Consider the following 24,920-nt stretch of genomic DNA (forward strand, 5'->3'; position numbering starts at 1 on the left):
GTTCTACGTTGTCCGCTAGCTATTAAGTTTCCTGCAGACATGGTCATGTTTCCATTACCAATAGCACCAATAATATCATTGAAATTAACTTGCGAAGCCATCATTTTGTAGACGTCTACGGCAACTTCAATTTCTTTTTCTTGAGCACCACGAATATCTACTTTTTTAATTTCTTGTAAATCCTCTATTTCATCTTGTAAATATTCACCGAACTCTTTAAGTTTTGCAACAGGGTAATCTCCAGAAATATTAATATTAAGAATAGGAATTTCTTCACTCATGCTTAATTCAAATACATTGGGTTCTACTTTGGCATTGTTAAATGTAGGCCAGTCTTCTCCCGAAGTTTCAGAATCTATTTCGTCTTTTACTTTTTGTTTAGCCTGTTCAACAGTAATACTCTCATCAAACTCCACTATAACCATAGAGTAGTCTTCTTGAGATGTTGAGGTTATTTCTACAACGTTACTAACTGTTTTTAGTTTGTCTTCTAAAGGGTCGGTAATTAGTTTTTCTATATCTTCGGCTGTATTTCCAGGAAATAAAGAGCTTACATATATTTTAGTTTCTTTTATTTCTGGGAAGTTTTCTCTTGGCATACTAAAATAGGCAGAGATCCCTAAAACTAATATTAGTGCCATGGCCATGTATATGGTAGATTTGTTATTTATGGCCCACGACGATAAACCAAACTCCTTATCTACTATCTTCTTCTTTTTGTTTTTCTTTTTACTCATTAGAATATAGGTTTTAGTCTATTAGTTTTACCTTTTGGCCATCTTTAACACTACGTGCCCCTTCTTGTATTATTTCTGTGTTATTATCTATACCTTTTAAAACTTCAATAACATCGCCTTGTGTTTTTCCTGTTTCTATAATAACACGCTTGGCAGTTGCTATACTATCGGTTTTATTTTCTAATATGTATACGTATTGCTCTCCATTTGCATTTTCAGAAATGATATTTTGAGGAATTAGTATCGCTTTTTCGTTTGTGTAGTCGTTAATTTTAAGCTTTGCCGTTAAATTAGGTTTTATGTTGCCTTTTTTGTTAGGTACAGCTATCTCTATATTAAATGTTCTATTTGCTGGATTAATAAAATTACCAGTTTGCCTAATAGTAGCATCTATAGTTTCTCCTAAAATTGGAAAGTTAACCTGTACAGCTTTATTTTTTGTGACATTACTAATATAACGTTCAGGAACATCTACAGAAATATACATGTCTTTAAGGTTTACTATTCTCATTAACTGTGTTTGTCCAGGTGCAACAACATTGCCTTGTTCTGTAATAACATCATCTATAATACCAGAAAACGGTGCTCTTACTGCTGTTTTTGCTAGCGTACTGTTTAATTGAGCTATAGCTTTTTGTTGTGCTTCGTAAGCAGATTTGGCTTGTAAATACTGTATTTCACTACCAATCTTTTGTTCCCAAAGGCGTTTTTGTCTATCGTAAGTTGTTTTTGCTAAATCTGCTTGAATTTGCAGTTGTGCAACTTGCGAACTTAACCCACCATCATCAATTCTAGCTAATAATTGTCCCTTAGAGACGCGTTGCCCTTCTTTAACAAAAACTTGTTTTAAAATACCAGCCATTTCTGGTGTTATTACAAGGTTCTGTTTTGTTGCAACATTTCCTTGTAATTCTAAATAGTGTTCAAATTTTTTAGATTCAACTGTAAATGTTGTTATTAATGGTAATTTTTTTGCTGGTGATAATTCATCTATTTTTAAATCAATAGCTTTAATAGATGCTGCCAATTCTTGTTGTTTTGCAACCAGTTCGCTACGTTCTTTTTTAATAGACTCTAAGTCCATTTTTTTACTGGCTTTATCTTTGCCACAAGAGGCTAGAATTAAAGTTAGTGATAGTATTGATAGTATATTTTTCATTGCGTTTAGTTTTCTCAGTTTATATTTGGTTTAATACCGTTTCTAGTGCGGTTTTTTTATTGATTATTTCTAGCATGGTTTGTAATAAATCGTTCTGTGCTGCATATAGTTGTCTTTGTGCTTGTTGTAACTCGAAACTAGAACCAATACCTTCAAAAAACTTTACTTGATTCTTTTGTTCAATGCGTTCTGCTAAAGCTAAATTATCTTTTTTGTTATCGTAATCTTCTATAGCAAATTGGTAGTCGCTTTTCGCAGCCGCTATTTCTAGTTTTATTTTTTGTTCAGTTTCTGTTAATGTTTCTTCTGCTTTTTCAAGGTTTATTTTAGCACGTTGGGTTGCTGCACTTCGCATACCAGAACTAAAAATAGGGATGTTCATTGTAAAGCCTAATAAAGAGGAACCAAACCATTGTTGGTCTTTCTTTAAAAAGTCGAAATTATCATTGTTTCCATTATATCCTGCATTAATAAAGGCAGATAAACTAGGGAGCGCTTTGCTCTTTTCTAACTTAACTAAAAGCTCTTTAGAGGTTTTATCATTTTGAGCAATTTTATAATCAATAGTATTTTCAACACCGTTATCTAGTTGTAATAATCCAAGATCTATATTTTTACTAGTTAAAGATTCTAAATTATCCATAAGTATAGTTTTAGAATTAATTTCTTTTCCTATGGTTATATTTAGCATCTGATAGGCTAATTTTTTAAGACGTTGTGTATTGCTTAGGTTACTTTTTACACTAGAAAGTGTAATCTGTAACTGTTCTACGCTTTCTTCTTCCTCTAGCCCGTTTTCGTATATTTTTGTAGTATCGTCTAAGTTTTTTTCTAAGACAGCTATATTGCGTTTTAGGATTTCAAGACTTTCTTCGGCTAGTAAAACGTTACCATATGCATTTATAACTGCTTTTCTCACTTCTAAATCTGTTTTCTCCTTAGCATTTTTTGAGATTTCTAAAAAGACTTTCGCAGATTGTAAACCAACTAAATAAGAGCCGTCAAAAATTAATTGACTTAATGTAACATTGGCATTTACAGTTTGTTTAGTACCAAAACGAAGAGGAATAAAGCCCTGTGGAGCGTTAACATCAAAATTATCTTGGTTAACATCAAAATAATCATTAACAATATCTATTGTACTCTGTGTGTTATCAAAAGCAGCAGCAGGTAATAAAGATACTTGTTGTTTTATCCAATTTTGGTATTCTATTTTTCCATTTATTTGGGGTAGCCCCATAGCGGTAGTTTCCCACTTTTGCTGTTTTGCAGCATCAATATCTAAAGCTGCATTTTTTGCAGTGCGGTTATTTTCTAATGCATAATCTATAGCTTCCTGTAAAGTGAAGTTTTGTTTTTTCTCTTGCGAGTAAGTAAACGATGTCATTAGTAAAAGTACGATGATTTGAATGTGTCTCATTCTATCTATTTTAGTTGGTTTTATTTATAAATTGATTTAATATTTGCAATCCACTTTCTGTAACAATGGCTCTTAAATGGTATTCTAAATAGCTTTCCATTAAATAGTCCATATTAAATTTAGTTTTTGGGAAAATGACATCATCTTTAATACCAGTCATTCCATTAAAATACATTCGAGATATAAAATCCACATCAATGTTAGATCTAAAAACTGAAGTCTCTATTCCTTTTTGGAGGCTTTTTTTGACCGAGTCATGCATTTTGTCAAACTGTTTCATTCTTAGCACATCGTATATTTGGGGGTAATATTTTTTTAATTGGTGTTGGGGAGACGTTTTTTCGCTTTTTAAATGATTCATAACAAACATTTTAATGTCGTATAATTCTTCGATAGGGTTTGCAGATGCTTCACAAATGCCATCGATACCATCACAGATGTTTTCAAAAAGATTAAACGTAACAGCTTCAACTAGCTTAGTTTTATTTTTAAAATGGACATAAATTGTTTTTTTAGATATAGCCATTTCACTAGCTATATCGTCCATTGTTACACTTTTAAAACCCAGTGTAAGAAACAGTTCGGTCGATTTTATTATTATTTGTTCTCTCATAATTAGGTGCAAAGATACATTTGGAAACTTTAAAAACAAAAAAAGTTTCCGTAGTTTTAATATTTTTTTAACATTAGCTTAAAGTATTTGTTTTAGTAATCTCATTTCCTTTATTTTTGCTGCATGCAACAAACACAACAGTATCAAACGCTTTTTATAGAGTATTTGGAGCGTTATTCTAAAGATCGAGAGCCAGAAAACTTATATGCTCCTATTAACTATATTTTAAAATTAGGAGGAAAACGTTTACGACCTGTTTTAACTTTAATGACTGCAGAGTTATTTAATTGCAGTTATGAAAAAGCTTTAGATGCCGCATTAAGTATAGAAATATTCCATAATTTTTCATTAGTTCATGATGATATTATGGACGATGCTCCTTTAAGAAGAGGTAAAAAAACTGTACACGAAAAATGGGATATAAATACAGGGATACTTTCAGGAGATGCCATGTTAATTATGGCCTACCAATTGTTTGAAAATTATGAGCCAAATACATTTTATGCCCTAGCAAAGTTATTTAGTAAGACCGCTCTAGAGGTTTGCGAGGGACAACAATACGATGTTGATTTTGAAACTCGTGAGGATGTTACAATCGCCGAGTATTTAAAAATGATTGAGTATAAAACGGCTGTTTTGGTTGGAGCTGCTATGAAAATGGGAGCAATAGTAGCTGGAGCAAGCGAACAAGATCAAGAACATATTTATAACTTTGGTAAATTGTTAGGTATAGCATTTCAATTGCAAGACGATTATTTAGATGCTTTTGGAGATCCTAAAACATTTGGAAAACAAGTTGGAGGTGATATTATAGAAAATAAAAAAACATACTTATATCTTAAAGCTATTGAGGTTCTAGACTCTATTAAAAAGACTCAGTTAGAGCAGTTGTTTACAGTAAACTTAAAAGATAATGTTGAGAAAATTGAAACTGTAAAGGAAGCATTTATATCTAGTGGTTCTGATACAGCTACCCAAAATGAAATAGAAAATTATACTAAACAAGCCTTTTCTGTTTTAGATACATTAAGTATTTCTGAAGAAAAGAAAACAATATTAAAACAATTTGGTAACGCTTTGATGACTCGTAAAGTATAAGTTTGCAGTCCATTAAAAATGAAATATAAACAGTGATGCAATTACCTAATACATTTAATGAGCTTATTACTGAAGCTAGCCAATTAGATTTGTATACAAAATTGGTACATCAAATAAATAAAGATTTTCTATTTGCTAATATCGATCTAGATTTTAACGAAGATATTTTACCAGAAGATTTAAAATTGTTATTGCATGAAACGGTTTACAAACTTATTCAAGAGAAGTTTCCAGAGTATTTAAACTTATTATACATTATAGACGTACCAGAAGTTAATATAAAGGCTTTAGATGGAAATGATACTTTAAAACTATCAGAAGATGTAACCTTTTTAATCCTTAAACGAGAGTGGCAAAAAGTATGGTTTAAGAATAAATATTCTTCTTAAATAGATTATGTTTATTAGAAATAAAATCTAACAAAAGGAGCCCAAGGATCTATATAAATACTTTTATTCTCATCGTAAAGCACATCATATCTAATTCCAAAAGTTACATTTTGACTCCTATAACCAATACCCATAAATAAAGCAGGGTACCAATAATTATCATCTTGAAAGTCGGGGCTGTCAAAGTTTCTACTTACGTTTAATTCTTCAAATTCTGCAGATAACTGTAAGGCTTCTATAGGATTGAAAAGGCCAATAACACTTCCTCCAATAATAGTGGACTTAAAAAAATCTTTACTTCTGTTATAAGTACCATTAAGTCCAACACCTAAAGCAAATTGGTCATTAAAATTATAAATAGCACTTGGCGCTAAAGTCGCACTAAAAAAACCAGTACCAGTACTTACACCTATTCCTCCTCCAAAGCTAACATTGCTCCAAAAATTGTTAGTCTTTTGGTCGTTATTATTTTGAGCCGTTATTATACTATAAATAAAGAAAAATAGTAGTAAAAAGGAATATTTATTAGTGTTAATTCTCATAACTAATACAATTTGTTGGGTGTAAAAGTTATAAATATAATAAAAGCATTAGTATTTTTAGTAAAAGTTGTATTTTTGATGAAATTTTGTTGAAGCGAACACGTCTTATACATAACATGGATAAATATTCCTTTTTAAACGCAGCACATACAGCATACTTTGCTGACTTATACGAACAATATCTTGTAAACCCAGATTCTGTAGAACCAAGTTGGAGAGCCTTTTTTCAAGGCTACGACTTTGGTAGTGAAAATTACGGAATGGAAGGTGAAATAGTAGAAGGCGTTTCTACTCAGATTCCAGAACATGTTCAAAAAGAATTTCAAGTTGTAAAACTAATAGATGGCTATAGAAATAGAGGTCACTTATTTACAAAAACCAATCCGGTTAGAGCGCGTAGAAAATATGCACCAACGCTAGAGATTGAAAACTTTGGCTTATCTGCTTCCGACTTAAATACTACATTTAATGCAGGAGATATTTTGGGACTTGGCCCACAACAAACATTACAGCAAATAATAGATCATTTAGAGTCTATTTATTGTGATGCTATTGGTGTAGAGTACATGTATATTAGAAAGCCAGAAGAAATACAATGGATTCAGAATAAACTTAACATTAACGATAATCAGCCTAAATTTTCGGCAGACCAGAAAAAACATATTCTTAAAAAGTTAAACGAAGCCGTTTCTTTTGAAGCGTTTTTACATAAAAAATATGTAGGACAAAAACGATTCTCTTTAGAAGGAGGCGAATCATTAATACCAGCTCTTGACGCTGTAATTGAAAAGGCAGCAGATCTAGGTGTTAAAGAGTTTGTAATGGGAATGGCTCACCGTGGTCGTTTAAGTACATTAGCAAATATATTTGGTAAATCGACAAAAGATATTTTTAGTGAGTTCGATGGTAAAGACTATGAAGAAAAAATATTCGATGGAGATGTTAAATACCATTTAGGTTTAACGAGTAACCGTGAAACAGATTCAGGTAAAAAAATACATTTAAGTATTGCACCAAATCCATCGCACTTAGAGACAGTTGGAGCAGTTGTTGAAGGTATAGCGAGAGCAAAACAAGATAAATACCATAAAGACGACTTTAGTAAAGTATTACCAATAGTAGTACACGGAGATGCCGCAATAGCAGGTCAAGGTTTAATTTACGAAGTTGTGCAAATGGCGCAGTTAGATGGTTACCGAACTAATGGTACCATTCATGTCGTTGTAAATAACCAAGTAGGGTTTACTACTAATTACTTAGATGCACGATCAAGTACGTATTGTACAGATGTTGGTAAAGTAACATTATCGCCAGTATTACACGTAAATGCAGACGATGCAGAAGCTGTAGTACATGCTATGTTATTTGCATTAGATTTTAGAATGCAATTTAAACGCGATGTATTTATAGATTTATTAGGCTACAGAAAATATGGGCATAATGAAGGAGATGAACCTAGATTTACACAGCCAAAGCTATACAAGGCTTTAAAAAACCATGCCAATCCAAGAGATATTTATGTAGAGAAGTTAATAACCGAAGATGTTATTACAAAAGAATATGTAAAGAAGCTTGAAGCAGATTACCTAAATACATTAGAAGAGAATTTAATAGATTCTAGAAAAGAAGATAAAACAGTTATTACACCATTTATGGAGCACGAGTGGAAAGATTTTTCACGTGTAGATGAAGAAGAAATGATGAAAACTGTTGATACAACAACAACAAGAGAACAACTAGAAAAAATAACGAAAGTTATTTCTAACCTACCAGAAGATAAAAAGTTTATTCGTAAAATAGAGCGTATAACAGAAGCTAGACAAAAAATGTTTGATAATGACCAACTTGATTGGTCTATGGCTGAACATTTGGCTTATGGAACATTATTAGAAGAAGGGTACAATGTTAGAATATCTGGACAAGATGTAGAACGTGGTACATTTTCACACAGACACGCTGTTGTTAAAGTAGAAGATAGTGAAGAAGAAGTTGTATTACTTAATAATGTAAGTGACACACAAGGAGATTTCTACATTTACAACTCATTATTGTCTGAGTATGGAGTTGTAGGTTTCGATTATGGTTATGCTATGGCAAGCCCAAAAACATTAACTATTTGGGAAGCACAATTTGGAGACTTTAGTAATGGTGCGCAAATTATGTTAGATCAGTACATTTCTGCGGGAGAAGATAAATGGAAAATGCAGAATGGTTTAGTCATGTTATTACCACATGGTTACGAGAATCAGGGAGCAGAACACTCATCTGCAAGAATGGAACGTTACCTACAATTATGTGCAAAAGACAATATGTTTGTTGCTGATTGTACAACACCAGAAAATATGTTTCATTTGTTGCGTAGACAAATGAAGGTTGGCTATAGAAAACCATTAATTGTATTTACACCAAAAAGTTTATTACGTCACCCTAAGGCTGTATCTACAGTAGATTCTTTTGTAAATGGAAGCTTTCAAACTTTAATTGACGATGATAACGTTACTGTAGATAAAGTAAAAACTTTAGTATTTGTAACGGGGAAATTCTATTACGATTTAGAAGAAGTAAGAGAGAAAGAAGGTAGAGAAGATGTTGCTATTGTAAGAATAGAACAATTATTCCCATTACCAAAGAAAGAAATACGTACAATATTAGATAAATATAAACATGTAGAAGATGTGGTTTGGGCACAAGAAGAACCAAGGAATATGGGGGCTTACAGCCACATGTTAATGCATTTAGAAGAAACAAGAACATTTAGAGCTGCTTCAAGAAGACCTTACGGTGCACCATCTGCAGGAAGTTCTACACGTTCAAAAAAACGTCATCAAGAAGTAATAGATTACGTATTTGATAAAACAAAAAATAATCAACGTTAAACACAATTGAAGTAGTATTGCTCCAATTTTAATACATAGACAAATGAAAAAAGGACTTTTAATTATTGCATTATTATGTTTCTCATTAGGGTTTTCACAATCTAGTGCAAATAAAAAAGCAGCAACCGATTTCCAAACGGCATATAATGCTTCTAATTATGAAGCAATTTTTAATATGTTTGATACAGAAATGAAAGCAAAAATGCCATTAGAGCGAACCGTAGCATTTTATACTAGAATTAAAGCATCTCGTGGAGATATTAAAACAATGGAATATTATAATGTTAAAGACCAAGCAGCTGTTTATAAAACAACTTTTGCAAAAGATGTTATGGATGTTCGTGTAAGTGTTAATAATACAAACGGAAAAGTTAGTGGTTTGTATATAGTAGCGCAACAAAAAAAATAAAAAAAATAAAAAAAATAATAAGTAAAATAAATTAGTCTAAAATTCACAACAGACTTAAAATATACAAAATTATAGTACGATGATTTTAGAAATGAAAGTGCCTTCTCCTGGAGAATCAATTACAGAAGTTGAAATAGCCGAATGGTTAGTTCAAGATGGTGATTATGTTGAAAAAGATCAAGCTATCGCAGAAGTAGATAGTGATAAAGCAACATTAGAACTTCCTGCTGAAGCAAGCGGAATAATAACGCTTACAGACAAAGATGGTAATAGAATTGAAGAAGGTGATGCTGTTGAGGTAGGTGCTGTCGTGTGTTTAATAGACACAAGCGCTGCAAAACCAGAAGGAGGAGATGCTCCAGCTAAAGTTGAGAAAAAAGAAGAAGCACCAAAAGCTGAACAAGCTAAACCAGCTCCTGTAGAATCTAAAACATATGCTACAGGTACAGCTAGTCCTGCAGCTAAAAAGATTCTAGCTGAGAAAGGTATGGATGCTGGCTCTGTGTCTGGAACTGGAAAAGATGGTCGAGTAACTAAAGAAGATGCAATTAATGCTGTACCATCTATGGGAACTCCAACCGGAGGTAATCGTGGAACATCTAGGAGTAAAATGTCAATGTTACGTCGTAAAGTAGCAGAACGTTTAGTAGAAGCAAAAAACACAACAGCAATGTTAACTACTTTTAATGAAGTAGATATGTCTCCTATTTTTGCTTTACGTAAAGAGTATAAAGAGACTTTTAAGGCTAAACATGGTGTAAGTCTAGGTTTTATGTCTTTCTTTACCTTAGCGGTAGTAAGAGCATTAAAACTATATCCAGCTGTAAACTCTATGATAGATGGAAAAGAAATGTTGTCTTACGATTTTGTAGATGTAAGTATAGCGGTATCTGGGCCAAAAGGATTAATGGTTCCAGTAATACGTAATGCCGAAAATTTATCATTTAGAGGTGTAGAGGCAGAGGTAAAGCGTTTAGCATTAAGAGCTAGAGATGGTAAAATTACTGTAGATGAAATGACAGGAGGAACATTTACTATTTCTAATGGAGGTGTTTTTGGAAGTATGTTGTCTACGCCAATAATTAACCCTCCGCAGAGTGGTATTTTAGGTATGCATAATATTGTAGAAAGACCAGTAGCTGTAGATGGACAAGTTGTTATACGCCCAATAATGTATGTTGCATTATCTTACGATCATAGAATTATTGATGGTAAAGAAAGTGTTGGATTCTTAGTAGCTGTTAAAGAAGCGCTAGAAAATCCAACGGAGTTATTAATGAATAACGATATTAAAAAGGCTTTAGAACTTTAATATAAGTAATCATACCAATGTAAGTATAAAAAAAAAGCGTAACTATTTAGTTACGCTTTTTTTATGAATTTAATGTCCCGTCCTAAAATAGCGATACACTAAAATCTTAGTGTAATGAAAACATCAGAAAACAATGGGTACACCAAGCGTACCCAAAAAGATTACTCGCTCTCTTTTAAACTTCAAATAGTTGAAGAAGTAGAGCAAGGTCATTTGACAAAATCACAAGCCAAGGTGAAATATGGTATTCAAGGTGATTCTACTGTTACAAAATGGTTGCAAAAATATGGTACCTTTGATTGGGAAAACCAAGCTCCCAAAACAATGTCAAAAACCCCTGAGCAAAAAATATTAGAACTCGAAGCCAAAGTTAAACTTTTGGAGAAGCAGAAAGCAAGAGCAGAACATCTAGCCGAACGAGCAGATAAAAAAGTTATTATTTTTGATATGCTTGTTGATATGGCAGAAAAAGAATATGACATCCAAATCAGAAAAAATTACACACCCGAGTTATCGACCTCTTTAAAGAAGAGTACAAAGAAACGTTAGTTTCTACCTGTGATTTACTCGGGCTAAATAGACAGGTCTATTATAGATCTATCAAGTCAAGAAAACATAAACAATATATTGTTCATAAGGTTATAGCATTGGTGCGTAATATCCGTAATAGCATGCCTAAGCTTGGTACTAGAAAGCTCTATTATATACTTAAAAAAGAGCTATTGATTTTAAAGGTAGGAAGAGATAAACTTTTTAGAATATTGAGAGCTAACCGCATGCTTATAAAGCCTAAGAGAAGTTACCATATTACAACAGACTCTCACCATCGTTTTAGAAAACATAAAAATCTAGTATGCAATCTAGAGATAGAAAAACCAGAAACAATATGGGTTAGCGATATTACTTATGTAGGAACTAGAAGCACCCCTTCTTATCTGGCCTTAATTACTGATGCTTATTCTAAAAAAATAGTAGGTTACAATCTTTCTAATAGTTTAAGTGTAGAAGGTTCTTTACAAGCGCTCTCTATGGCATTATCTAATAGAATGTATAAAAATCAACCTTTGATACACCACTCAGATAGAGGTTTACAATATTGCTCCAATGAGTATCAAAAATTACTAAAAGATAATGATATCAGGTCAAGTATGACTGAAAAATATGACCCTTATGAAAATGCAATTGCAGAACGTGTTAATGGTATATTAAAACAAGAATTTAATGTCACTAGTGCTATTAAAGATATAGAGCTAAAGAAAGCTCTCGTTAAAAATACTATCGATATTTATAATAACCTAAGACCTCATTTATCTAATCATATGTTAACTCCAATACAAATGCACAAACAAAATAAACTTAAAAGAAAACAATACAAATCAAAAAAGCTGAACAATCATAGGATTGTTCAGCTTTAAATAATAAATTTAATCCTTTATTAATCTGTATCGATTATTTAGGACTAGACATTATTCTTAGTCCTATTATTGGTTTACAATAATAGGACTTTTTACATAATAATTCTTCCATAGTTTTTCTGTTTTTATATTATTTTGATGTACTTGATTAGGTTTTAGATTACCTATACTCATATGTGGCCTTTCATTGTTATATAGATTAACAACTGCTTTAAGTAAATCTTTAGCACTTTCTATATTTTTTACTTGATAATCATTAAGGTATTCTTCTTTAATAATTCCATTAAATCTTTCAGCTATGGCATTTTCTAATGGGTCTGCATTTTCAGTCTCCAAGATTTGAAGATGCCATAAACTGGTACATGATTACGGGAGAAATCTGGGATGGCTAAGGCTTAATAACAGACCAAGATAACGATTTATTTGTGTCTATAGCCGAAGCCAAGTGGAGTGAAATTTGATAACTTACCTAATGATATTCCCTTCAAAGGAAATGTAGAAATGATAGTTGATGGAATTCGTTATGCGAAGAAGCCTACATCTACTTTTTTTCCAAAAAATTGGGATATAATTAGAGTAAAAGAGGAAATAGCCTTAGCTTATGATAAAATGAAAGCAAGCGGTATAACTTACAACCCTAGAAGTACTAATAGAAAATATGATACTATAAATAGTGAAGGTACTTTTGAAATACGTATTGAGTTTGATGAATTAGGTAATTTAACTAATGCTTACCCTTTAATTAATTTTAAAAAATGAATTATAATTTTAAAAAAAAGAATTTTGGATCCTCTACCTTTAATGATTATGGTGTAGATTTAGATAGTATTATTAAAGAATCTGAGTACGCTTTAGATGGATTAGATTGGTGGGGATGGACTTCAGAAATAATTACAGAATCTAATAATTTAGAAGGAGAAGAAGATTATACTTACCAAGTAGAAGGAAGTGATTTTTTTATAGCTGTAAAGAAAACAGAAGTGCTTATGTGGGCAAGAGAAAGTACAAAACCAGATGTAACTTGGTCTTTTAATGAGTTTATTGAATTTATGGAAGCTTTTAAAGTTTTTGTAGAAGAAAATAGCTAGAAACCCGATAGCGTGGATTTGTAATCCGTGCTCATAACGAGAATAATAAAAGAACGTCTAGGTAAGGCGTTTTTTTTGTTTTTTATAAAAGCTTGTCAAACAGATATCACAGATGATAAAGGAAATATTTTAGAAAAGGGAATAAAAGATGCTGAGATAGATTTTTATACAAAAAAAATATGAAGATGCCGCCCAAGCTAAATATCCAGATTTGCCAAAAGAGAAAGCTTTGTCTAAGTATTTGGATGAGTTAATAAGATTACAAAAGATTCCTAGACTAAGTAATGATGGGGTTTTTGAGCTAGAGCGATTAATTAAGAATGCTATTGATAATTTTTCAGGAAAAAAAAGACCCTCAGTTACTTCAATTTTAGAAGGAAAAGGAAAAAGAGTTTCAGCTTACTCTGATAAAAGCGGTCTAGAAAGAGGTGAGCTTCCAAAAGGATTACATCCACTTGTTGAAGAATGGTTAAAGAATGCTCCAGAGTATTTAAGAAGAAGGCCAACTCATGGTAAGTATGCAGAACCTAATGCCATATCTAAATGGTTATGGATGTAGATCCAAAAGGAAAAATTAAAATAGATAAAGTAAGAGAAGAGTTTGAGGGAGTTATTTCTCAAGCAAGACAAATACATAAAACAGATAAAATTAAAAATAATACAATAAAAAAAGCTTGTGACACATGCAATCCTTTATTGAAGTATTTTAATATATTAGAGGTGTTTGATTAACAAAATAAAAAAATGAATTTTACAAATATAGTACAGCAACAATTTAGGAAAGCAGGATGGATAGAAGGGCGAAATAAATTAAATGCATACAATTCTTCTTTATTAGAAAAAGTTCCAGAATTCTTAAAAGAATTTTTAAAAGAGTATGGAGAATTAGAGGTTTTAGACGCTAAAGGATATAAATCAGATGTAATTAATAAATTACAGATTTTTGAAAAAGAATTAATTATTTTGTCAGAGGATAAAGATGAGTTAGATTATTTATTTCCTGTAATAAATAAAGAGATTTATATGTTTGCATTTTTAATGCCAGATGTTTATAGAATAGGTTGTGATAACCAAGGTAAAATATATATGTTAGGAGATTATGTTTTTCATATTTCCAATTCTTTAAGAGAAGGTATAGAGCTTCTTATTAAAGTTGATTGGAGTAAAGGTTATTTGCAATTAGATTTAGATTCTGGAGTTTTGAAGCCTTCAGATAATTACTCAGGGTGGAATGATTAACCCGATAGCGCGGATTTGCACCTTAAATCCGTAGGTCTATCTTAAAATATAACCGCAAACCTTTATTACAAATGGGTTTGCGGTTTTTTGTTTTTTCCTAACAAGGCATTTACTTTTTGTTTCACTAAAAATTAAAGAGCATGTGTTGGAGATATACAGGAACAGAAAAGAAAAGAGGTGATATTGTTGTAGGAGACACAATTATTGCTAAAGATAAAAATTATAAAGAGCAACTTGAGTTTATCAAACAAAAAAGATTAGAAGCAGCAAAAAAAGCATGATTCTTGAAGAGTATTTGGTTTACATAGCTAAGTTTAGGAAATATCCCCAAGCTAAATATCCAGATTTACCAAAAGAGAAAGCTTTGTCTAAGTATTTGGATGAATTAGCTGAATTAGCTAGAAAAGCTAAGTTATATAACTTCAAAACTAAAAAGATGTTAGAGATCTTTTTAAATGAAGAGAAAGGTATTGGATGGGCTGCACCACTTAAAGTCAAATATTTAAATGAGGCCGAAAAAACTTAAACATGAAGTTTTTATTAAAGAAGGAAGATTATTTGATTATAACGGCAAATTATTTGATTCTTTAAATATTGAAAACCGCTTTAATAATGGAAAAGCTATATTTGTAATGGATGAGTTTGGAAGAGTTTTTGCGTCAACAAATAATAAACCCTTATATTTCCATCATTCTAGTTTTTTATCAGGAAAAGATGTTACGATGGCTGGAGAAATAGAAGTTATAAGTGGCACAATTATTAGTATAAGTAACAATAGTGGCCATTATAGACCAAAAGAAGATTTACTAAGGCAATTTGTAGATTTTTTAGAAAAATCAAAAGTTAAAACAGAAAATATAGAATTAATAATATTAAAAGAATAATTATGGAAAATAAAAATGTACTGATGATACCTATTTGGCTTTTGTATAATGTAGATTCGATAGAAGAAATAAATTATGATTCTATTCTTTCTGATACATTAAAAGATAGTTATGATTTAGAAGTAACAAAAAAAATATATAAAACTATAAAGCTAGCAGAAGAAAAGCCAGATTATCCTTTTAATGAAATAATGGATAAAGCACCAGTTTTGGAAAAAATAAACTTTAAAGATGAGGAAATTTATTCTCATTTAATGAATTTCAAAAGCTTTATGGAAGACGAAAGGTTTGGTTTATTAACAGATACAAGAAAACCAAAATGATTAAAGGGAAATAACCTAAGTAAAATGAATGAAACCTTACTACTTTCCTGCTACATCTATTTTGTAACTAGAGGTAAACTTGAGTCAATATAAAACAAGAGCTTTTACAGAAATGTGAAAGCTTTTGTTTTTATTAAGATTTTTTTAAATAGCTTTTAGTTTGTAGATTAAATATATACGTTAAGTTAAAAAAGATAATTTAAAAACTACATTGTGTGTTTTACTCTTGCCCTCCACTAGTTGTAAACTAGCGGTAGCGGGTACTCGTCACAGACGAGCGTCTATACAGTTAATTCTGTGTTTTTAGTAATAACAAACAATATTAAGAGCATCAAAATAATGATGCTCTTTTTTATATACAGTAAAACCATCTAAACCTCAACAAATTACATAATTACAAAACACTTCAAAGAATTCTAAACAACTAAATTAAACATTTTACAAATAAACATTGTAAAATGTTTGTTTACATTTGTAAAATGTTGTATATTTGTATTGTAATTAGGTCGTAATTATGCAAAAAAAGCTATTAATCAATCATTTGTATAAAAAAACGATAATTTCTTGATTTTACATTAAAAAGACGTCTTAAAAAATCAAACAACGACGGTTAACTATTCAAACATATTATTGAATAGGGTGGAGAGTAATGCCTTTTATTATTAAAGGTTTGTATTAAGGTAAACCTGTTAGAAAAGCGAAACGACAGCAGTTCTTGATAACAAGAATTTAATAATAAGTATAAAATTTAATAAAGTAAACATGAGCAAAGAAATTAAACAAAACCTATTTAAGTTTGTTACCGTACGTAACCCACAATTAATAGACAAAAAGGAAAACCATCCTGGTTTTGTATTTCATCCAAACGAAGGAAGTAGTGCATTTGTTAAGGCAATAGAAGGGGTGCGAGAGGCAGAAAAAGCAGCAAAACTACAAGAAAAAGCAGCAACGTTTTCAGCTTATAAAACCAGAACAGATGTACGTAAACAAAACGAAGGGTTGTACAAGTTTTCATCTTGGTTAATGCGTAATAAAAATGGATTATCGTATAAAGCAATTAAAGATAATTTAAATGGAGCTACTCCATTAGGGAATTTAAAATTAACCATTTGGGAAAACTTAATATACCAAACAGTAACTAAAAAATCTGTACATGTACGTGAGGCATTAATACAGATGTTAATTGCAGATCAGTTTTTAGTAGCATTTAATACGTTTTCTGCGTCATTAAAGTCAGATATTGTATTTACAGTAGATCAAGAAGAGTTATTTACACGTAGAGCCTGTGCAAGTGTTGTTATTACAAAATCATTATTTTCAGATGAGGTAAAACCAAGAGTAGCAAAACCAAGACGCATAACAGAAGCTCAAGAAAGAGCCATGCTAAAAGCAGTAGAAATTGAAACTGCAAAAAGTAATGTAGAGGTTTTTAGAAAGTTAGATAGCGAGTTAAAAGAAGTAGAAGCAAAATCTAATAAAGCATTACAGAAAGAGTACGATGCAGCTTTAATAGAGTACAATGCCAATGTAGATAAAATTACAGATGCGGCAACACCAGTACTTGTAGAGGAAACAGATCCAAAAACAGGAGAAAAGAGAGTAATAGAAAGTTATCCAGATTTAAAATTACCAAAATTCAAATTTACAAAACGTAAAACTGTAAATGAGGGAGAGCTTAACAGAGTTCTGTCTAACGAAGCTATGGATGTTTTTAAAAAGCAAGAGTTAGGTATTTACGAAGAGTTTTCTGAAGTATACGAGCAAATTAACACGAAAATTAAAAACGAAACTCAAGTTATTATAGATAACGAGGAAGGAACTACGCCAAAAACCGTATTAGTAGGAGGTGTTAAAACAGCAGTAAGTAGTAATAAATTAAGGTTAGATCCGTATTGCTTTTTTGTGTCTAATTTAAGCGCAATTAATAACCCTGGGTTAAACATGTTTTTAGGAACAGGATATTCTGGTGTGCAAGTGTCTAATGTATCTTACGAACTAGCAAATTTAGATTCAGGAGTAAAAATTGCAGGAACAACAGCGCAAGTAAATGGAGGTTTAGACAATACAAGTGCGAGATTATTTTTTCCAATAAACCAACTGTTAAGTAATACGGCAAGTTATCGTTTTTCAGGAACATTTACTTTAAACAATGGCGTAACACTAAGGTTTGATGTAACAAACGATAGTTCTAAAAAGCGTTTAGTATTTAACGGATGTTGCGAAATTGTAAAAGGAGACGATACAACACCTGTAGATATAGAAAAGCCAGAAATTTATGGTGTAACAAGTTTAGGTATTGCAGATTTTAGACGTGTAGAGCAAGAAGTATGTTGTTATGTTCCAGGAGAAGTCTCTCATATAGAGAATATTATGGCTCGTGAGTACAAAGAACGTTCTACAAGAAGCTTAACAAGTATAGAAAATACGACGGAGGAAACTTCTGAAAAAGAAGTAGAAAACTTAACAGATACAACAACTACAGAGCGTAACGAAATGCAAAGCGAAGTAGCAACTGTACTTAACGAGGACAAGTCTACTAACTTTGGAGCAAATGCTAGCGTAAGCGGTAAAACACCAGGTGGAAATATAACATTTGGAGCAGGTGCATATTTTGATGCTTCAACATCAAGCTCTACATCAAATTCAAACAGTCAAGCACAAACCTATGCACAAGAAGTTACAGAGCGTGCAATGGAGCGTATAGTACAAAAGGTAAGTAGAAAACGTACCTCTAGAATTTTAAGAGAATTCGAAGAAAATAACACACACGGATTCGATAATAGAAAAGGAGATAAGCATATTACTGGAGTTTACCGTTGGGTAGATAAAATCTACAAAAACAAGTTAATAAACTACGGTAAACGATTAATGTATGAGTTTGCTATACCAGAACCAGCACGCTTTTTTAAAGAAGCAATTTATAAAAGTTTAGAAGACGGTACAGATACCACATCGGCAGTAATTTTACCAGAAGCACCAAAACCATTAAGCTATTATGGTATAGAGCATGCAGGGTTTTTACACGAAGGAAACTACCAATATTACGCAGCTAAATATGGAGCAGAAGTAAGTGCAGCTCCAGAATATTATAGCTATGTAGGAACCTCATTAACAAAATCTCAGCAAGGAGGAGATGGTGACAGATTAACAAATAAAGCCTCTAAAGAAGTTATTAAAGTGCCTAAAGGCTATAAAGCAACAGCAGCTAAAACCTCTGGAAAGCAGCATAGCGGACAAGTACAAGTAACCGTAGCTGGACTTAATTTAGGCGTTAATAGTGGAAACTTTGTAGGTATTTGGCCTTATTATAGAGAAGAAGTTCCGGTATCTGGATACTTTAACCTTAACTGGGTAACCAATGTAAATGTTGTAGTAAGGTGTGAGCGTACAGATGCGTATTATAACGAGTGGAAAAACGAAACCTATAATGCAATTATAGAAGCATATAACGACCGTTTACGTGAGTATAACGAAGCAACATTAGCTAAAGAGTTAGAAGCAAATACTGGAGATAGAGAAAAACTAAGCTTTAACCCGTTACTTAACAGAAGTATAGAAAAAAGAGAGTTAAAACGTATAGCTATAGAATTATTAATAGAGCAAAGCAAAGTCTCTAAAGATAACTATAACCCAGTAGACGAATCTACAGGTTTATCTACAGTTAAGAAAAATGAAGGATTACAAGATCATGCTTCAACAGTTAAATTCTTTGAACAAGCATTCGATTGGGAAATTATGGCTTACATATTCTATCCATATTTCTATGCTAAAGAAGCAGATTGGAAAGCATTATTTCAATCGCAAGATGCAGCAGATCCAATTTTTCAAGCCTTCTTACAATCAGGTATGGCAAGAACGGTAATACCAGTACGCCCAGGATTTGAAGATGCTATAAACTGGTACATGTCTACAGGAGAAATCTGGAATGGAGAAGGATTAATTATAGATCAAGACAACGATTTATATGTGTCTATTGCAGAAGAAATGGAAACGATTGAAGGCGAAGTAGAGAAAACTTGGGAAACACGTTTACCAACAAGCTTAACCGTTTTACAAGCAGGATCTATAGGGCTAAATGTAGAAGGATTACCATGTAACACAGACTGCGATGACTTTGCGTTATTTGATTCCGATGGAAATCCAATTTTTGATTCTGAAGGCAATCCATTAACAGATAACCCAATTCAACAAACCAATACTTTAATTGGAGGTGAAGATGGTGTTGTCAGTGATGCATCACAAGAAAGAAAAACCGTAGAGTTTAGTTTTACAGATAACTCAGGGAGTTACTTTACTAATATAGGAGAGTACGATGGCGAGCAAGCATTTCCTTTAGTATTTACATGTATGGGACAAAAAATAGAAATACATAGAGATGCTACATGGAATGGAAATACAAGTTCAGGCGTTATTTATCAAAAACTAGCAGAAGAAATTTCTTTAATACCTGGAGTAGAAGCTAAACAAATGTTTAGTAAAAAAGGAGAGCCTTTAAAAATTCAATTTCAAGTAGATATTGAAAAAGTTCCAACATTCACTTTCGAAAGATTTACAGAGAAAGGAAGTCTAATAGACCCTAATTACGATGTATTAAAAATTTCGATTAATGAAGAAGCTTTAAAAGTAACAGCTCCTAAAGATTACTTAGATAGAATTGCAGATAAGAGCGATACAATGTTATCAAACTCAGACTTAAATGCAAACCTACCTATAGATAGATTTTTAGTATGAGTCAAGTGAAATTAGAAATGATATGGCAGCACGATACTGTGCTGCCATACATTCTCAATGATTTAAAACAGCAAATAGAAACCATTACTACAGTGCACAAAATAGTATTGTATGGTAGTAGAGCAAAAACAAGCATTGAGAATTGGAACATGCTAAAAGGCAAAGATTGGGATATTATAGTAGTAGCAGATTCTCCACTAATAAATACAGAAATATGGACTAGAGATAAAAACTACCATATAGACTTAAAAGTGATTAGTAAAGAAGAAGCAAATACAATACTTAAGTATTTAAGAGAAACTAAAATACTATATCCAGAGAATCAACTACAAGACCTTTTAGATTAAAATAATTCAATAACAATTAAAAAGAAGAAATTATGAATTCAAATGACTATGGAGTCAAGAACTTTGATCATAAAGTGAGTTTTAGGAATATTGTTGTGTTTTCTAATGAGGAAAAAAAGCAAACGTTCGATGAGCAGTTGCCTACAAGCAAAAACAGGTATGTTAATGTCGAGCCTGTAGAAGGCAGCGACGCATGGAAAGTTAATTTTCATGAGGCATTAAGTGGAGAATATGGCGATTTGTATTTAGAGTTAAACCCAAACTCAAAAGTAGGTCATATTTCGAATTTTATACTAAGTGAAGAGCTGTTAAATAGCCCAGATTTTCTTATTTCAAACGGAGCAGATTATTATAAAATAGATGGTCAGTTTTATATCATTTTAGATGGAGCAACAGAATTAGATGAGGTGGTTATAACAACAAAAGGGAAACCGTTTGAGGGCTCAAAAAAACAAAACCGTATAGCAAACGAAATTGAAGATGTTGATGCTTTTGTAACCGTTTTTATTTCCAGTGACGGAGCACAATTAGAACGCGCCTACTTGAATATAAATCAAGTTATGGATAGAGAAGTTGTGTTATTTATAGAAACCGACGACTCAAGTAATATTTTTGGTTCGGTGTTTAGAGTTAAATCTGGAGCAGGCATAGATAATAGAACATTTTTACCAACTAGAAAAATGGCAAGAATAGCTAGAACTTTTGGTAATAGTGTAGACACAGGTTATGTATCGCAAATAATAAAAAAGCATCTTAAAGATAAAGGAACAGAAAATGAAAACTCCTTTTTCTTAATCTTAAAAAGAGGACTTTTACATTTAGGAACACGACTAGTAGAAATTGCAGCAGATTTTACTTTAGCACCATTAGGAAACTTTTTCGAGTATGTATCTATAGGTATACATGATAATTTAAGGTTGTCAGACAATAGGTGGGAAGCTACTAAAGAAGGAAAACCAAATCCAGATTATAAGCCTATTTTACCAGGCTATAAATTAATAACAGAAAGCTTTTCTCCAAAAAAATTATCGAAAGCCATAGATGAAGAGTATTTTAAACCGTTTACACCAAAAATTAAGGACATTGTAACAAAATTAAAAAGTGTAAAACCACTAGATAAACTTATAGGTAATAGATTAAATAGTGTAGAGCGTTTTATAGATAAAATACCAGAATATTTAACAACATTATTAGAGCTTATACAATCTGCATTAAAAGGCGCTTTCGAGTTTTATAATGGCTTATTAGTGGGTATTATAAATAGTTTGGTAGACCTTTTAAAAACAGTCTTCGATATTTTAGCGTTAATATGTAAAGGGTTATACTCACTTTTAAAAGAAGGTGTAAAATTCGTAAACTCTCCAGGAGCATATATGGGGATGATTATAGAAGGTTTAGAAAATGGTATCGAAATAATAACCAATGCCATAACCTTAGATAATTTAAAAGCGTTCATGGGCTTCCAGTTTTTTATTGTAAAAAAAGTAGGAGAGTTAGGTATTAGTGCAATACAAAGCTTGCAAAACTTAAGCCTTTCAGACATAAAAGATGCCGCTAGTGAAGCTACAGATGTTAGTATTCCGTTTGATAGTATTGGCTATTATACGGGTTATATAATTGGTTTTATAGCACAAGAGGTCCTTATTTTTATGGCTACAGCAGGAGTAGGTACAGTTGCCGAAGGTATTAGAGGAGCCGTACGATCGTATGTAGAGTTAGGGAAAGCAATTGGGCGTGTCTCTAGTAAAGTAGCAAAAGGAGTGCACAGAAAAATAACAATTTCTGTAGAGCTCTTTTTAAAGATTATGCGAAGTGTAAAATCTTTTGTGAAAAATATACCTAAGCATTTTGAAACTTTAAAAGGATGGATAGATGAGTTGTTAAACAGCCTTAAAGGAGCTGCAAATAAAGTTTCAAAAGTTGTAGATGATGCCTATAAATCATTCTTTACCACTAAAGAACGTAGTTTGATAGAGGAGCTAGGCTTTAGAGCAAGTAAATTTGAAGATGATATATTAACACTATGTCCAATAACAAGGTAAAATAATATGAGAATGAAAAATATATTAAATATAATAAGCTTATATTATGAAGCTTTAAAACAAGAAAGAAAAACTATAAATGCAATTCGTAGAGATATTAATTTAAAAATTCTTTACAAGAAAGACACGGGTATAGTTTTGGGGTGTTTTACTTCTAGTGTCTCTAATAAAAAACCAACATTGTCATGGAAAAATGTACAAGTTTTAGTCAAACAAAAAAATGGCGATGTAAAGAATTTTTTTAGAAAAGTATACAAAGAATCTAAAGCAAGAAAAATTTCCCCTCAAGAGTATTTAGATGAATTAATAGCATCAATACCTAAATTAGAAGGAGGTTTTTGGAAAGCAAAAAACAAGTATGGAACAGAACTAAAGTGGCTAAAGCAGACTAGAGAAGAAATGTTCACTAAAATAGATGATTTTATAAATAAAGGGAAGCCAGCTTATAAAAGACTAGATGATGTAGGAGGCGATTGGAATGCTATAAATAAAAAACAACAAGATTTATTATCAGATTCGTTAGAAGCTGAAGTGGCAAAAGAATTTCTTAAGCATGACGAGTTAACAAGTTTTGCAAATAATGTTTTTGGGAAAAATAGCAAAGGACAATTTAAGGAGGTTTTAGGAGACATTGATGTAGGAGTATCAAAATATCATATTGAAGTTAAATTTAATGTTTCAGGTACCACAAAATCTAGTAAATTTAAAAACCAATTTAAAAAATATTTAGATGAGACTACTCAGAAATATATTAATGTAGAAGGAAAACCTGTAGTGCTTTTTATAAAACAATTTACAAATGGGGGAAGCGTTAACCAATCAGTATTGCAAACTTTAAAAAGTCAAGGAGTTATTATTTTAACAGAATTAGATCAAATAAAAAAATTATATTAAAAATGGCAGATTTAACAAATATTTTTTCAAATAAAGAGTATATAAATAAAGATGTTTTTGAAAGACATTTAAAGAAAGTATGCAGAAATCAGAATCTTAAAATAAAAGAGGATGAAGAAGATATCTTTATTATAAGTAAAGGTGACGATTTAGGTTATATAAGTATAGATTTACCTAATGTAGAAGATTTTAATAGTACTTTTGGTATAATAGAAGATTATGGTTCAATAAGTCAAATGGATTATAAAATACCAGACCATGCTACAGAAAGTTTCTATATTCCTTTTATAACAGAATTAATGGATGAATTTCCTGATATGCTTATAGATAATAAAACGTTAAGCGAACACTTAAGTATTCAAGAAGATGAATAATAAGTATAAGTTTAGATAATGGTTTTATGGCATTTTCTTTAATGAATCAATAGTCTTTAAGTAAATAAAAAATTTTATAATGATAAGAATAAACGATAATGATGTCGATACTGTATTGAAATTTATTGATGTCGATAATGCAGGAGGACCTGTATATGAGTATGAAGGAGAACCTTTTACTGGAATTATAGAGTCTTTTTATCCTAATGGGAGTATTCAAGATGAAGCAGAGTTTACAAATGGTCATTTAGGAGGTGTTCAAAGAGAATATTTTGAAAACGGACAACTTAAAAGTGAGTATAAGAAGTATTTTGCTAAACCAGATGGAGATTTTAAGATATGGGATGAAACGCAAAAAGGAGAACGAATAGAAACTATAATTAGTTCGTAATCTCGTTAAAGTTAAGAAGAGCATCAAATTTAATTTGATGCTCTTTTGTTTAGTATATAAAAAACACAAATGTTAATTTAGCTTTAAGGATAATTATAAATTTAAAACTAAAATGCTACTAGCTCTAGACGTACACTACAAAGAAACTTACGCTAAAAGTGTGGGTGTACTATTTAATACCACAGATGATACCTCTGTAAAAACTTTAGTTGAAATAATTGATGAGGTAGAAGAGTATGTACCAGGACAATTTTACAAGCGAGAGTTGCCATGTTTGCTTGAAGTTATTGAAAAAGTAGATTTAAGTACAATAGAAGCTATTATTGTCGATGGCCATGTGTATGTAGATAACAATTGTAGTTTGGGTCTTGGTGGGCATCTGTACGAAGCTTTAAATAAACAAATACCAATTATAGGTGTAGCTAAACGTTCTTTTCATAACGCAGATGAGGTCTCAAAAGAAGTCTTTAAAGGCCAAAGCAAAAATCCATTATACGTTTCTGCAATTGGAATGGATTTAAAAAGGGCTATAGATATAGTGTCTCAACTTCATGGAGAACACAGAATACCGACACTTTTAAAACTATTAGACAGCGTTACTAAATCTGAATAGTAAACGTTAAGGAGGTAAATTTTT

The 24,920-nt window shown here is 31.5% G+C and carries 28 protein-coding genes and 1 pseudogene; 23 read left to right on the plus strand and 6 right to left on the minus strand.

Annotated features, from left to right (window positions below; translation table 11 throughout):
- The 4 genes from ACVC2P_RS08270 to ACVC2P_RS08285 form a co-directional block, all read right to left on the minus strand.
- On the minus strand, window positions 1-737 hold a 737-nt coding region (locus ACVC2P_RS08270; protein ID WP_452598003.1), incomplete at its 3' end, for an efflux RND transporter permease subunit.
- Window positions 738-750: 13 nt separating this feature from the next.
- Window positions 751-1,896, minus strand: a complete 1,146-nt coding sequence (locus ACVC2P_RS08275; RefSeq protein ID WP_452598004.1) for an efflux RND transporter periplasmic adaptor subunit — start codon at window positions 1,894-1,896, stop codon at window positions 751-753.
- Window positions 1,897-1,915: 19 nt separating this feature from the next.
- On the minus strand, window positions 1,916-3,316 hold the full coding sequence (locus tag ACVC2P_RS08280; RefSeq protein WP_452598005.1) for a TolC family protein: 1,401 nt from the start codon (window positions 3,314-3,316) through the stop codon (window positions 1,916-1,918).
- 10 nt (window positions 3,317-3,326) lie between these two features.
- Window positions 3,327-3,929 carry a TetR/AcrR family transcriptional regulator gene (locus ACVC2P_RS08285; RefSeq protein WP_452598006.1) on the minus strand — a complete coding sequence of 201 codons (603 nt, stop codon included), beginning with the start codon at window positions 3,927-3,929 and terminating at the stop codon, window positions 3,327-3,329.
- Window positions 3,930-4,052: 123 nt separating this feature from the next.
- On the opposite strand from ACVC2P_RS08285, the gene ACVC2P_RS08290 reads away from it, so the two are divergent.
- Both ACVC2P_RS08290 and ACVC2P_RS08295 read left to right on the plus strand, forming a co-directional pair.
- Window positions 4,053-5,027, plus strand: a complete 975-nt coding sequence (locus ACVC2P_RS08290) for a polyprenyl synthetase family protein (RefSeq protein WP_452598007.1) — start codon at window positions 4,053-4,055, stop codon at window positions 5,025-5,027.
- Window positions 5,028-5,062: 35 nt separating this feature from the next.
- Window positions 5,063-5,416 carry a hypothetical protein gene (locus ACVC2P_RS08295; RefSeq protein ID WP_452598067.1) on the plus strand — a complete coding sequence of 118 codons (354 nt, stop codon included), beginning with the start codon at window positions 5,063-5,065 and terminating at the stop codon, window positions 5,414-5,416.
- Window positions 5,417-5,430: 14 nt separating this feature from the next.
- Here the strand turns inward: ACVC2P_RS08295 and ACVC2P_RS08300 are convergent, their stop codons facing one another.
- On the minus strand, window positions 5,431-5,958 hold the full coding sequence (locus ACVC2P_RS08300) for an alpha-ketoglutarate decarboxylase (protein ID WP_452598008.1): 528 nt from the start codon (window positions 5,956-5,958) through the stop codon (window positions 5,431-5,433).
- Window positions 5,959-6,074: 116 nt separating this feature from the next.
- On the opposite strand from ACVC2P_RS08300, the gene ACVC2P_RS08305 reads away from it, so the two are divergent.
- The 5 genes from ACVC2P_RS08305 (at window position 6,075) to ACVC2P_RS08325 (ending at window position 11,970) form a co-directional block, all read left to right on the plus strand.
- Window positions 6,075-8,834, plus strand: a complete 2,760-nt coding sequence (locus ACVC2P_RS08305) for a 2-oxoglutarate dehydrogenase E1 component (RefSeq protein WP_452598009.1) — start codon at window positions 6,075-6,077, stop codon at window positions 8,832-8,834.
- A 43-nt stretch (window positions 8,835-8,877) separates the two neighbouring features.
- On the plus strand, window positions 8,878-9,243 hold the full coding sequence (locus ACVC2P_RS08310; protein WP_452598010.1) for a DUF3887 domain-containing protein: 366 nt from the start codon (window positions 8,878-8,880) through the stop codon (window positions 9,241-9,243).
- A 79-nt stretch (window positions 9,244-9,322) separates the two neighbouring features.
- Window positions 9,323-10,555 (plus strand): 2-oxoglutarate dehydrogenase complex dihydrolipoyllysine-residue succinyltransferase, encoded by a 1,233-nt coding sequence (odhB, locus tag ACVC2P_RS08315; protein WP_452598011.1) that lies wholly within the window; start codon window positions 9,323-9,325, stop codon window positions 10,553-10,555.
- Between the two features lie 114 nt (window positions 10,556-10,669).
- On the plus strand, window positions 10,670-11,104 hold the full coding sequence (locus tag ACVC2P_RS08320; RefSeq protein ID WP_452598012.1) for a hypothetical protein: 435 nt from the start codon (window positions 10,670-10,672) through the stop codon (window positions 11,102-11,104).
- The gene (locus ACVC2P_RS08325) at window positions 11,068-11,970 is read left to right on the plus strand and encodes an IS3 family transposase (protein WP_452598068.1); all 903 of its coding nucleotides are present in this window, start codon (window positions 11,068-11,070) and stop codon (window positions 11,968-11,970) included. The genes ACVC2P_RS08320 and ACVC2P_RS08325 overlap by 37 nt, the downstream gene beginning before the upstream one ends.
- Before the next feature lie 66 nt (window positions 11,971-12,036).
- Here ACVC2P_RS08325 and ACVC2P_RS08330 read toward each other — a convergent pair whose 3' ends face one another.
- Complete coding sequence (locus ACVC2P_RS08330) at window positions 12,037-12,306, minus strand: integrase core domain-containing protein (RefSeq protein WP_452598013.1); 270 nt, start codon at window positions 12,304-12,306, stop codon at window positions 12,037-12,039.
- Between the two features lie 114 nt (window positions 12,307-12,420).
- Here ACVC2P_RS08330 and ACVC2P_RS08335 point away from each other — a divergent pair, with 114 nt between their 5' ends.
- The 16 genes and pseudogenes from ACVC2P_RS08335 to ACVC2P_RS08410 form a co-directional block, all read left to right on the plus strand.
- Window positions 12,421-12,729 carry an EndoU domain-containing protein gene (locus tag ACVC2P_RS08335; RefSeq protein ID WP_452598014.1) on the plus strand — a complete coding sequence of 103 codons (309 nt, stop codon included), beginning with the start codon at window positions 12,421-12,423 and terminating at the stop codon, window positions 12,727-12,729.
- Window positions 12,726-13,058, plus strand: coding sequence for a hypothetical protein (locus tag ACVC2P_RS08340; RefSeq protein WP_452598015.1), 333 nt, complete (start codon window positions 12,726-12,728; stop codon window positions 13,056-13,058). Before ACVC2P_RS08335 ends, ACVC2P_RS08340 begins: the two co-directional genes overlap by 4 nt.
- Before the next feature lie 211 nt (window positions 13,059-13,269).
- Window positions 13,270-13,617: a YwqJ-related putative deaminase gene (locus ACVC2P_RS08345; RefSeq protein WP_452598016.1), complete on the plus strand. Its 348-nt coding sequence runs from the start codon at window positions 13,270-13,272 to the stop codon at window positions 13,615-13,617.
- Window positions 13,608-13,790 (plus strand): hypothetical protein, encoded by a 183-nt coding sequence (locus ACVC2P_RS08350; protein ID WP_452598017.1) that lies wholly within the window; start codon window positions 13,608-13,610, stop codon window positions 13,788-13,790. Before ACVC2P_RS08345 ends, ACVC2P_RS08350 begins: the two co-directional genes overlap by 10 nt.
- Before the next feature lie 12 nt (window positions 13,791-13,802).
- Window positions 13,803-14,297, plus strand: coding sequence for an SUKH-3 domain-containing protein (locus tag ACVC2P_RS08355; protein WP_452598018.1), 495 nt, complete (start codon window positions 13,803-13,805; stop codon window positions 14,295-14,297).
- 140 nt (window positions 14,298-14,437) lie between these two features.
- Window positions 14,438-14,578: a hypothetical protein gene (locus tag ACVC2P_RS08360; RefSeq protein ID WP_452598019.1), complete on the plus strand. Its 141-nt coding sequence runs from the start codon at window positions 14,438-14,440 to the stop codon at window positions 14,576-14,578.
- Complete coding sequence (locus ACVC2P_RS08365) at window positions 14,575-14,823, plus strand: hypothetical protein (protein ID WP_452598020.1); 249 nt, start codon at window positions 14,575-14,577, stop codon at window positions 14,821-14,823. The genes ACVC2P_RS08360 and ACVC2P_RS08365 overlap by 4 nt, the downstream gene beginning before the upstream one ends.
- On the plus strand, window positions 14,804-15,181 hold the full coding sequence (locus ACVC2P_RS08370) for a hypothetical protein (protein ID WP_452598021.1): 378 nt from the start codon (window positions 14,804-14,806) through the stop codon (window positions 15,179-15,181). The genes ACVC2P_RS08365 and ACVC2P_RS08370 overlap by 20 nt, the downstream gene beginning before the upstream one ends.
- A 2-nt stretch (window positions 15,182-15,183) precedes the next feature.
- On the plus strand, window positions 15,184-15,504 hold the full coding sequence (locus ACVC2P_RS08375; protein ID WP_452598022.1) for a hypothetical protein: 321 nt from the start codon (window positions 15,184-15,186) through the stop codon (window positions 15,502-15,504).
- A gap of 762 nt (window positions 15,505-16,266) precedes the next feature.
- A complete protein-coding gene (locus ACVC2P_RS08380) occupies window positions 16,267-20,235 on the plus strand; it encodes a hypothetical protein (RefSeq protein WP_452598023.1) in 3,969 nt (1,322 codons plus the stop codon).
- Entirely contained in the window at window positions 20,232-20,582 is a 351-nt protein-coding gene (locus ACVC2P_RS08385; RefSeq protein ID WP_452598024.1) for a nucleotidyltransferase domain-containing protein, read from the plus strand. Before ACVC2P_RS08380 ends, ACVC2P_RS08385 begins: the two co-directional genes overlap by 4 nt.
- A 32-nt stretch (window positions 20,583-20,614) precedes the next feature.
- Window positions 20,615-22,624, plus strand: coding sequence for a hypothetical protein (locus ACVC2P_RS08390; RefSeq protein WP_452598025.1), 2,010 nt, complete (start codon window positions 20,615-20,617; stop codon window positions 22,622-22,624).
- 12 nt (window positions 22,625-22,636) lie between these two features.
- Window positions 22,637-23,518 carry a hypothetical protein gene (locus tag ACVC2P_RS08395; protein WP_452598026.1) on the plus strand — a complete coding sequence of 294 codons (882 nt, stop codon included), beginning with the start codon at window positions 22,637-22,639 and terminating at the stop codon, window positions 23,516-23,518.
- A 2-nt stretch (window positions 23,519-23,520) separates the two neighbouring features.
- Window positions 23,521-23,892, plus strand: a complete 372-nt coding sequence (locus ACVC2P_RS08400; RefSeq protein WP_452598027.1) for a hypothetical protein — start codon at window positions 23,521-23,523, stop codon at window positions 23,890-23,892.
- Between the two features lie 79 nt (window positions 23,893-23,971).
- Window positions 23,972-24,283 carry a toxin-antitoxin system YwqK family antitoxin gene (locus ACVC2P_RS08405; RefSeq protein ID WP_452598028.1) on the plus strand — a complete coding sequence of 104 codons (312 nt, stop codon included), beginning with the start codon at window positions 23,972-23,974 and terminating at the stop codon, window positions 24,281-24,283.
- Between the two features lie 100 nt (window positions 24,284-24,383).
- Window positions 24,384-24,896: pseudogene (locus ACVC2P_RS08410) on the plus strand (endonuclease V); the annotation flags it as partial.
- Window positions 24,897-24,920: the final 24 nt, after the last annotated feature.

The organism is Pontimicrobium sp. MEBiC01747 (assembly GCF_053601635.1).

What these genes read in the sequence shown, in the direction of transcription:
- ACVC2P_RS08275 (WP_452598004.1), bottom strand. Translation starts at nt 1,896, where the DNA reads ATGAAAAATATACTATCAATACTATCACTAACTTTAATTCTAGCCTCT.
- ACVC2P_RS08280 (WP_452598005.1), bottom strand. Translation starts at nt 3,316, where the DNA reads ATGAGACACATTCAAATCATCGTACTTTTACTAATGACATCGTTTACT.
- ACVC2P_RS08285 (WP_452598006.1), bottom strand. Translation starts at nt 3,929, where the DNA reads ATGAGAGAACAAATAATAATAAAATCGACCGAACTGTTTCTTACACTG.
- ACVC2P_RS08290 (WP_452598007.1), top strand. Translation starts at nt 4,053, where the DNA reads ATGCAACAAACACAACAGTATCAAACGCTTTTTATAGAGTATTTGGAG.
- ACVC2P_RS08295 (WP_452598067.1), top strand. Translation starts at nt 5,063, where the DNA reads ATGCAATTACCTAATACATTTAATGAGCTTATTACTGAAGCTAGCCAA.
- ACVC2P_RS08300 (WP_452598008.1), bottom strand. Translation starts at nt 5,958, where the DNA reads ATGAGAATTAACACTAATAAATATTCCTTTTTACTACTATTTTTCTTT.
- ACVC2P_RS08305 (WP_452598009.1), top strand. Translation starts at nt 6,075, where the DNA reads ATGGATAAATATTCCTTTTTAAACGCAGCACATACAGCATACTTTGCT.
- ACVC2P_RS08310 (WP_452598010.1), top strand. Translation starts at nt 8,878, where the DNA reads ATGAAAAAAGGACTTTTAATTATTGCATTATTATGTTTCTCATTAGGG.
- odhB (WP_452598011.1), top strand. Translation starts at nt 9,323, where the DNA reads ATGATTTTAGAAATGAAAGTGCCTTCTCCTGGAGAATCAATTACAGAA.
- ACVC2P_RS08320 (WP_452598012.1), top strand. Translation starts at nt 10,670, where the DNA reads ATGAAAACATCAGAAAACAATGGGTACACCAAGCGTACCCAAAAAGAT.
- ACVC2P_RS08340 (WP_452598015.1), top strand. Translation starts at nt 12,726, where the DNA reads ATGAATTATAATTTTAAAAAAAAGAATTTTGGATCCTCTACCTTTAAT.
- ACVC2P_RS08350 (WP_452598017.1), top strand. Translation starts at nt 13,608, where the DNA reads ATGGATGTAGATCCAAAAGGAAAAATTAAAATAGATAAAGTAAGAGAA.
- ACVC2P_RS08355 (WP_452598018.1), top strand. Translation starts at nt 13,803, where the DNA reads ATGAATTTTACAAATATAGTACAGCAACAATTTAGGAAAGCAGGATGG.
- ACVC2P_RS08360 (WP_452598019.1), top strand. Translation starts at nt 14,438, where the DNA reads ATGTGTTGGAGATATACAGGAACAGAAAAGAAAAGAGGTGATATTGTT.
- ACVC2P_RS08365 (WP_452598020.1), top strand. Translation starts at nt 14,575, where the DNA reads ATGATTCTTGAAGAGTATTTGGTTTACATAGCTAAGTTTAGGAAATAT.
- ACVC2P_RS08370 (WP_452598021.1), top strand. Translation starts at nt 14,804, where the DNA reads ATGAGGCCGAAAAAACTTAAACATGAAGTTTTTATTAAAGAAGGAAGA.
- ACVC2P_RS08375 (WP_452598022.1), top strand. Translation starts at nt 15,184, where the DNA reads ATGGAAAATAAAAATGTACTGATGATACCTATTTGGCTTTTGTATAAT.
- ACVC2P_RS08380 (WP_452598023.1), top strand. Translation starts at nt 16,267, where the DNA reads ATGAGCAAAGAAATTAAACAAAACCTATTTAAGTTTGTTACCGTACGT.
- ACVC2P_RS08385 (WP_452598024.1), top strand. Translation starts at nt 20,232, where the DNA reads ATGAGTCAAGTGAAATTAGAAATGATATGGCAGCACGATACTGTGCTG.
- ACVC2P_RS08390 (WP_452598025.1), top strand. Translation starts at nt 20,615, where the DNA reads ATGAATTCAAATGACTATGGAGTCAAGAACTTTGATCATAAAGTGAGT.
- ACVC2P_RS08395 (WP_452598026.1), top strand. Translation starts at nt 22,637, where the DNA reads ATGAAAAATATATTAAATATAATAAGCTTATATTATGAAGCTTTAAAA.
- ACVC2P_RS08400 (WP_452598027.1), top strand. Translation starts at nt 23,521, where the DNA reads ATGGCAGATTTAACAAATATTTTTTCAAATAAAGAGTATATAAATAAA.
- ACVC2P_RS08405 (WP_452598028.1), top strand. Translation starts at nt 23,972, where the DNA reads ATGATAAGAATAAACGATAATGATGTCGATACTGTATTGAAATTTATT.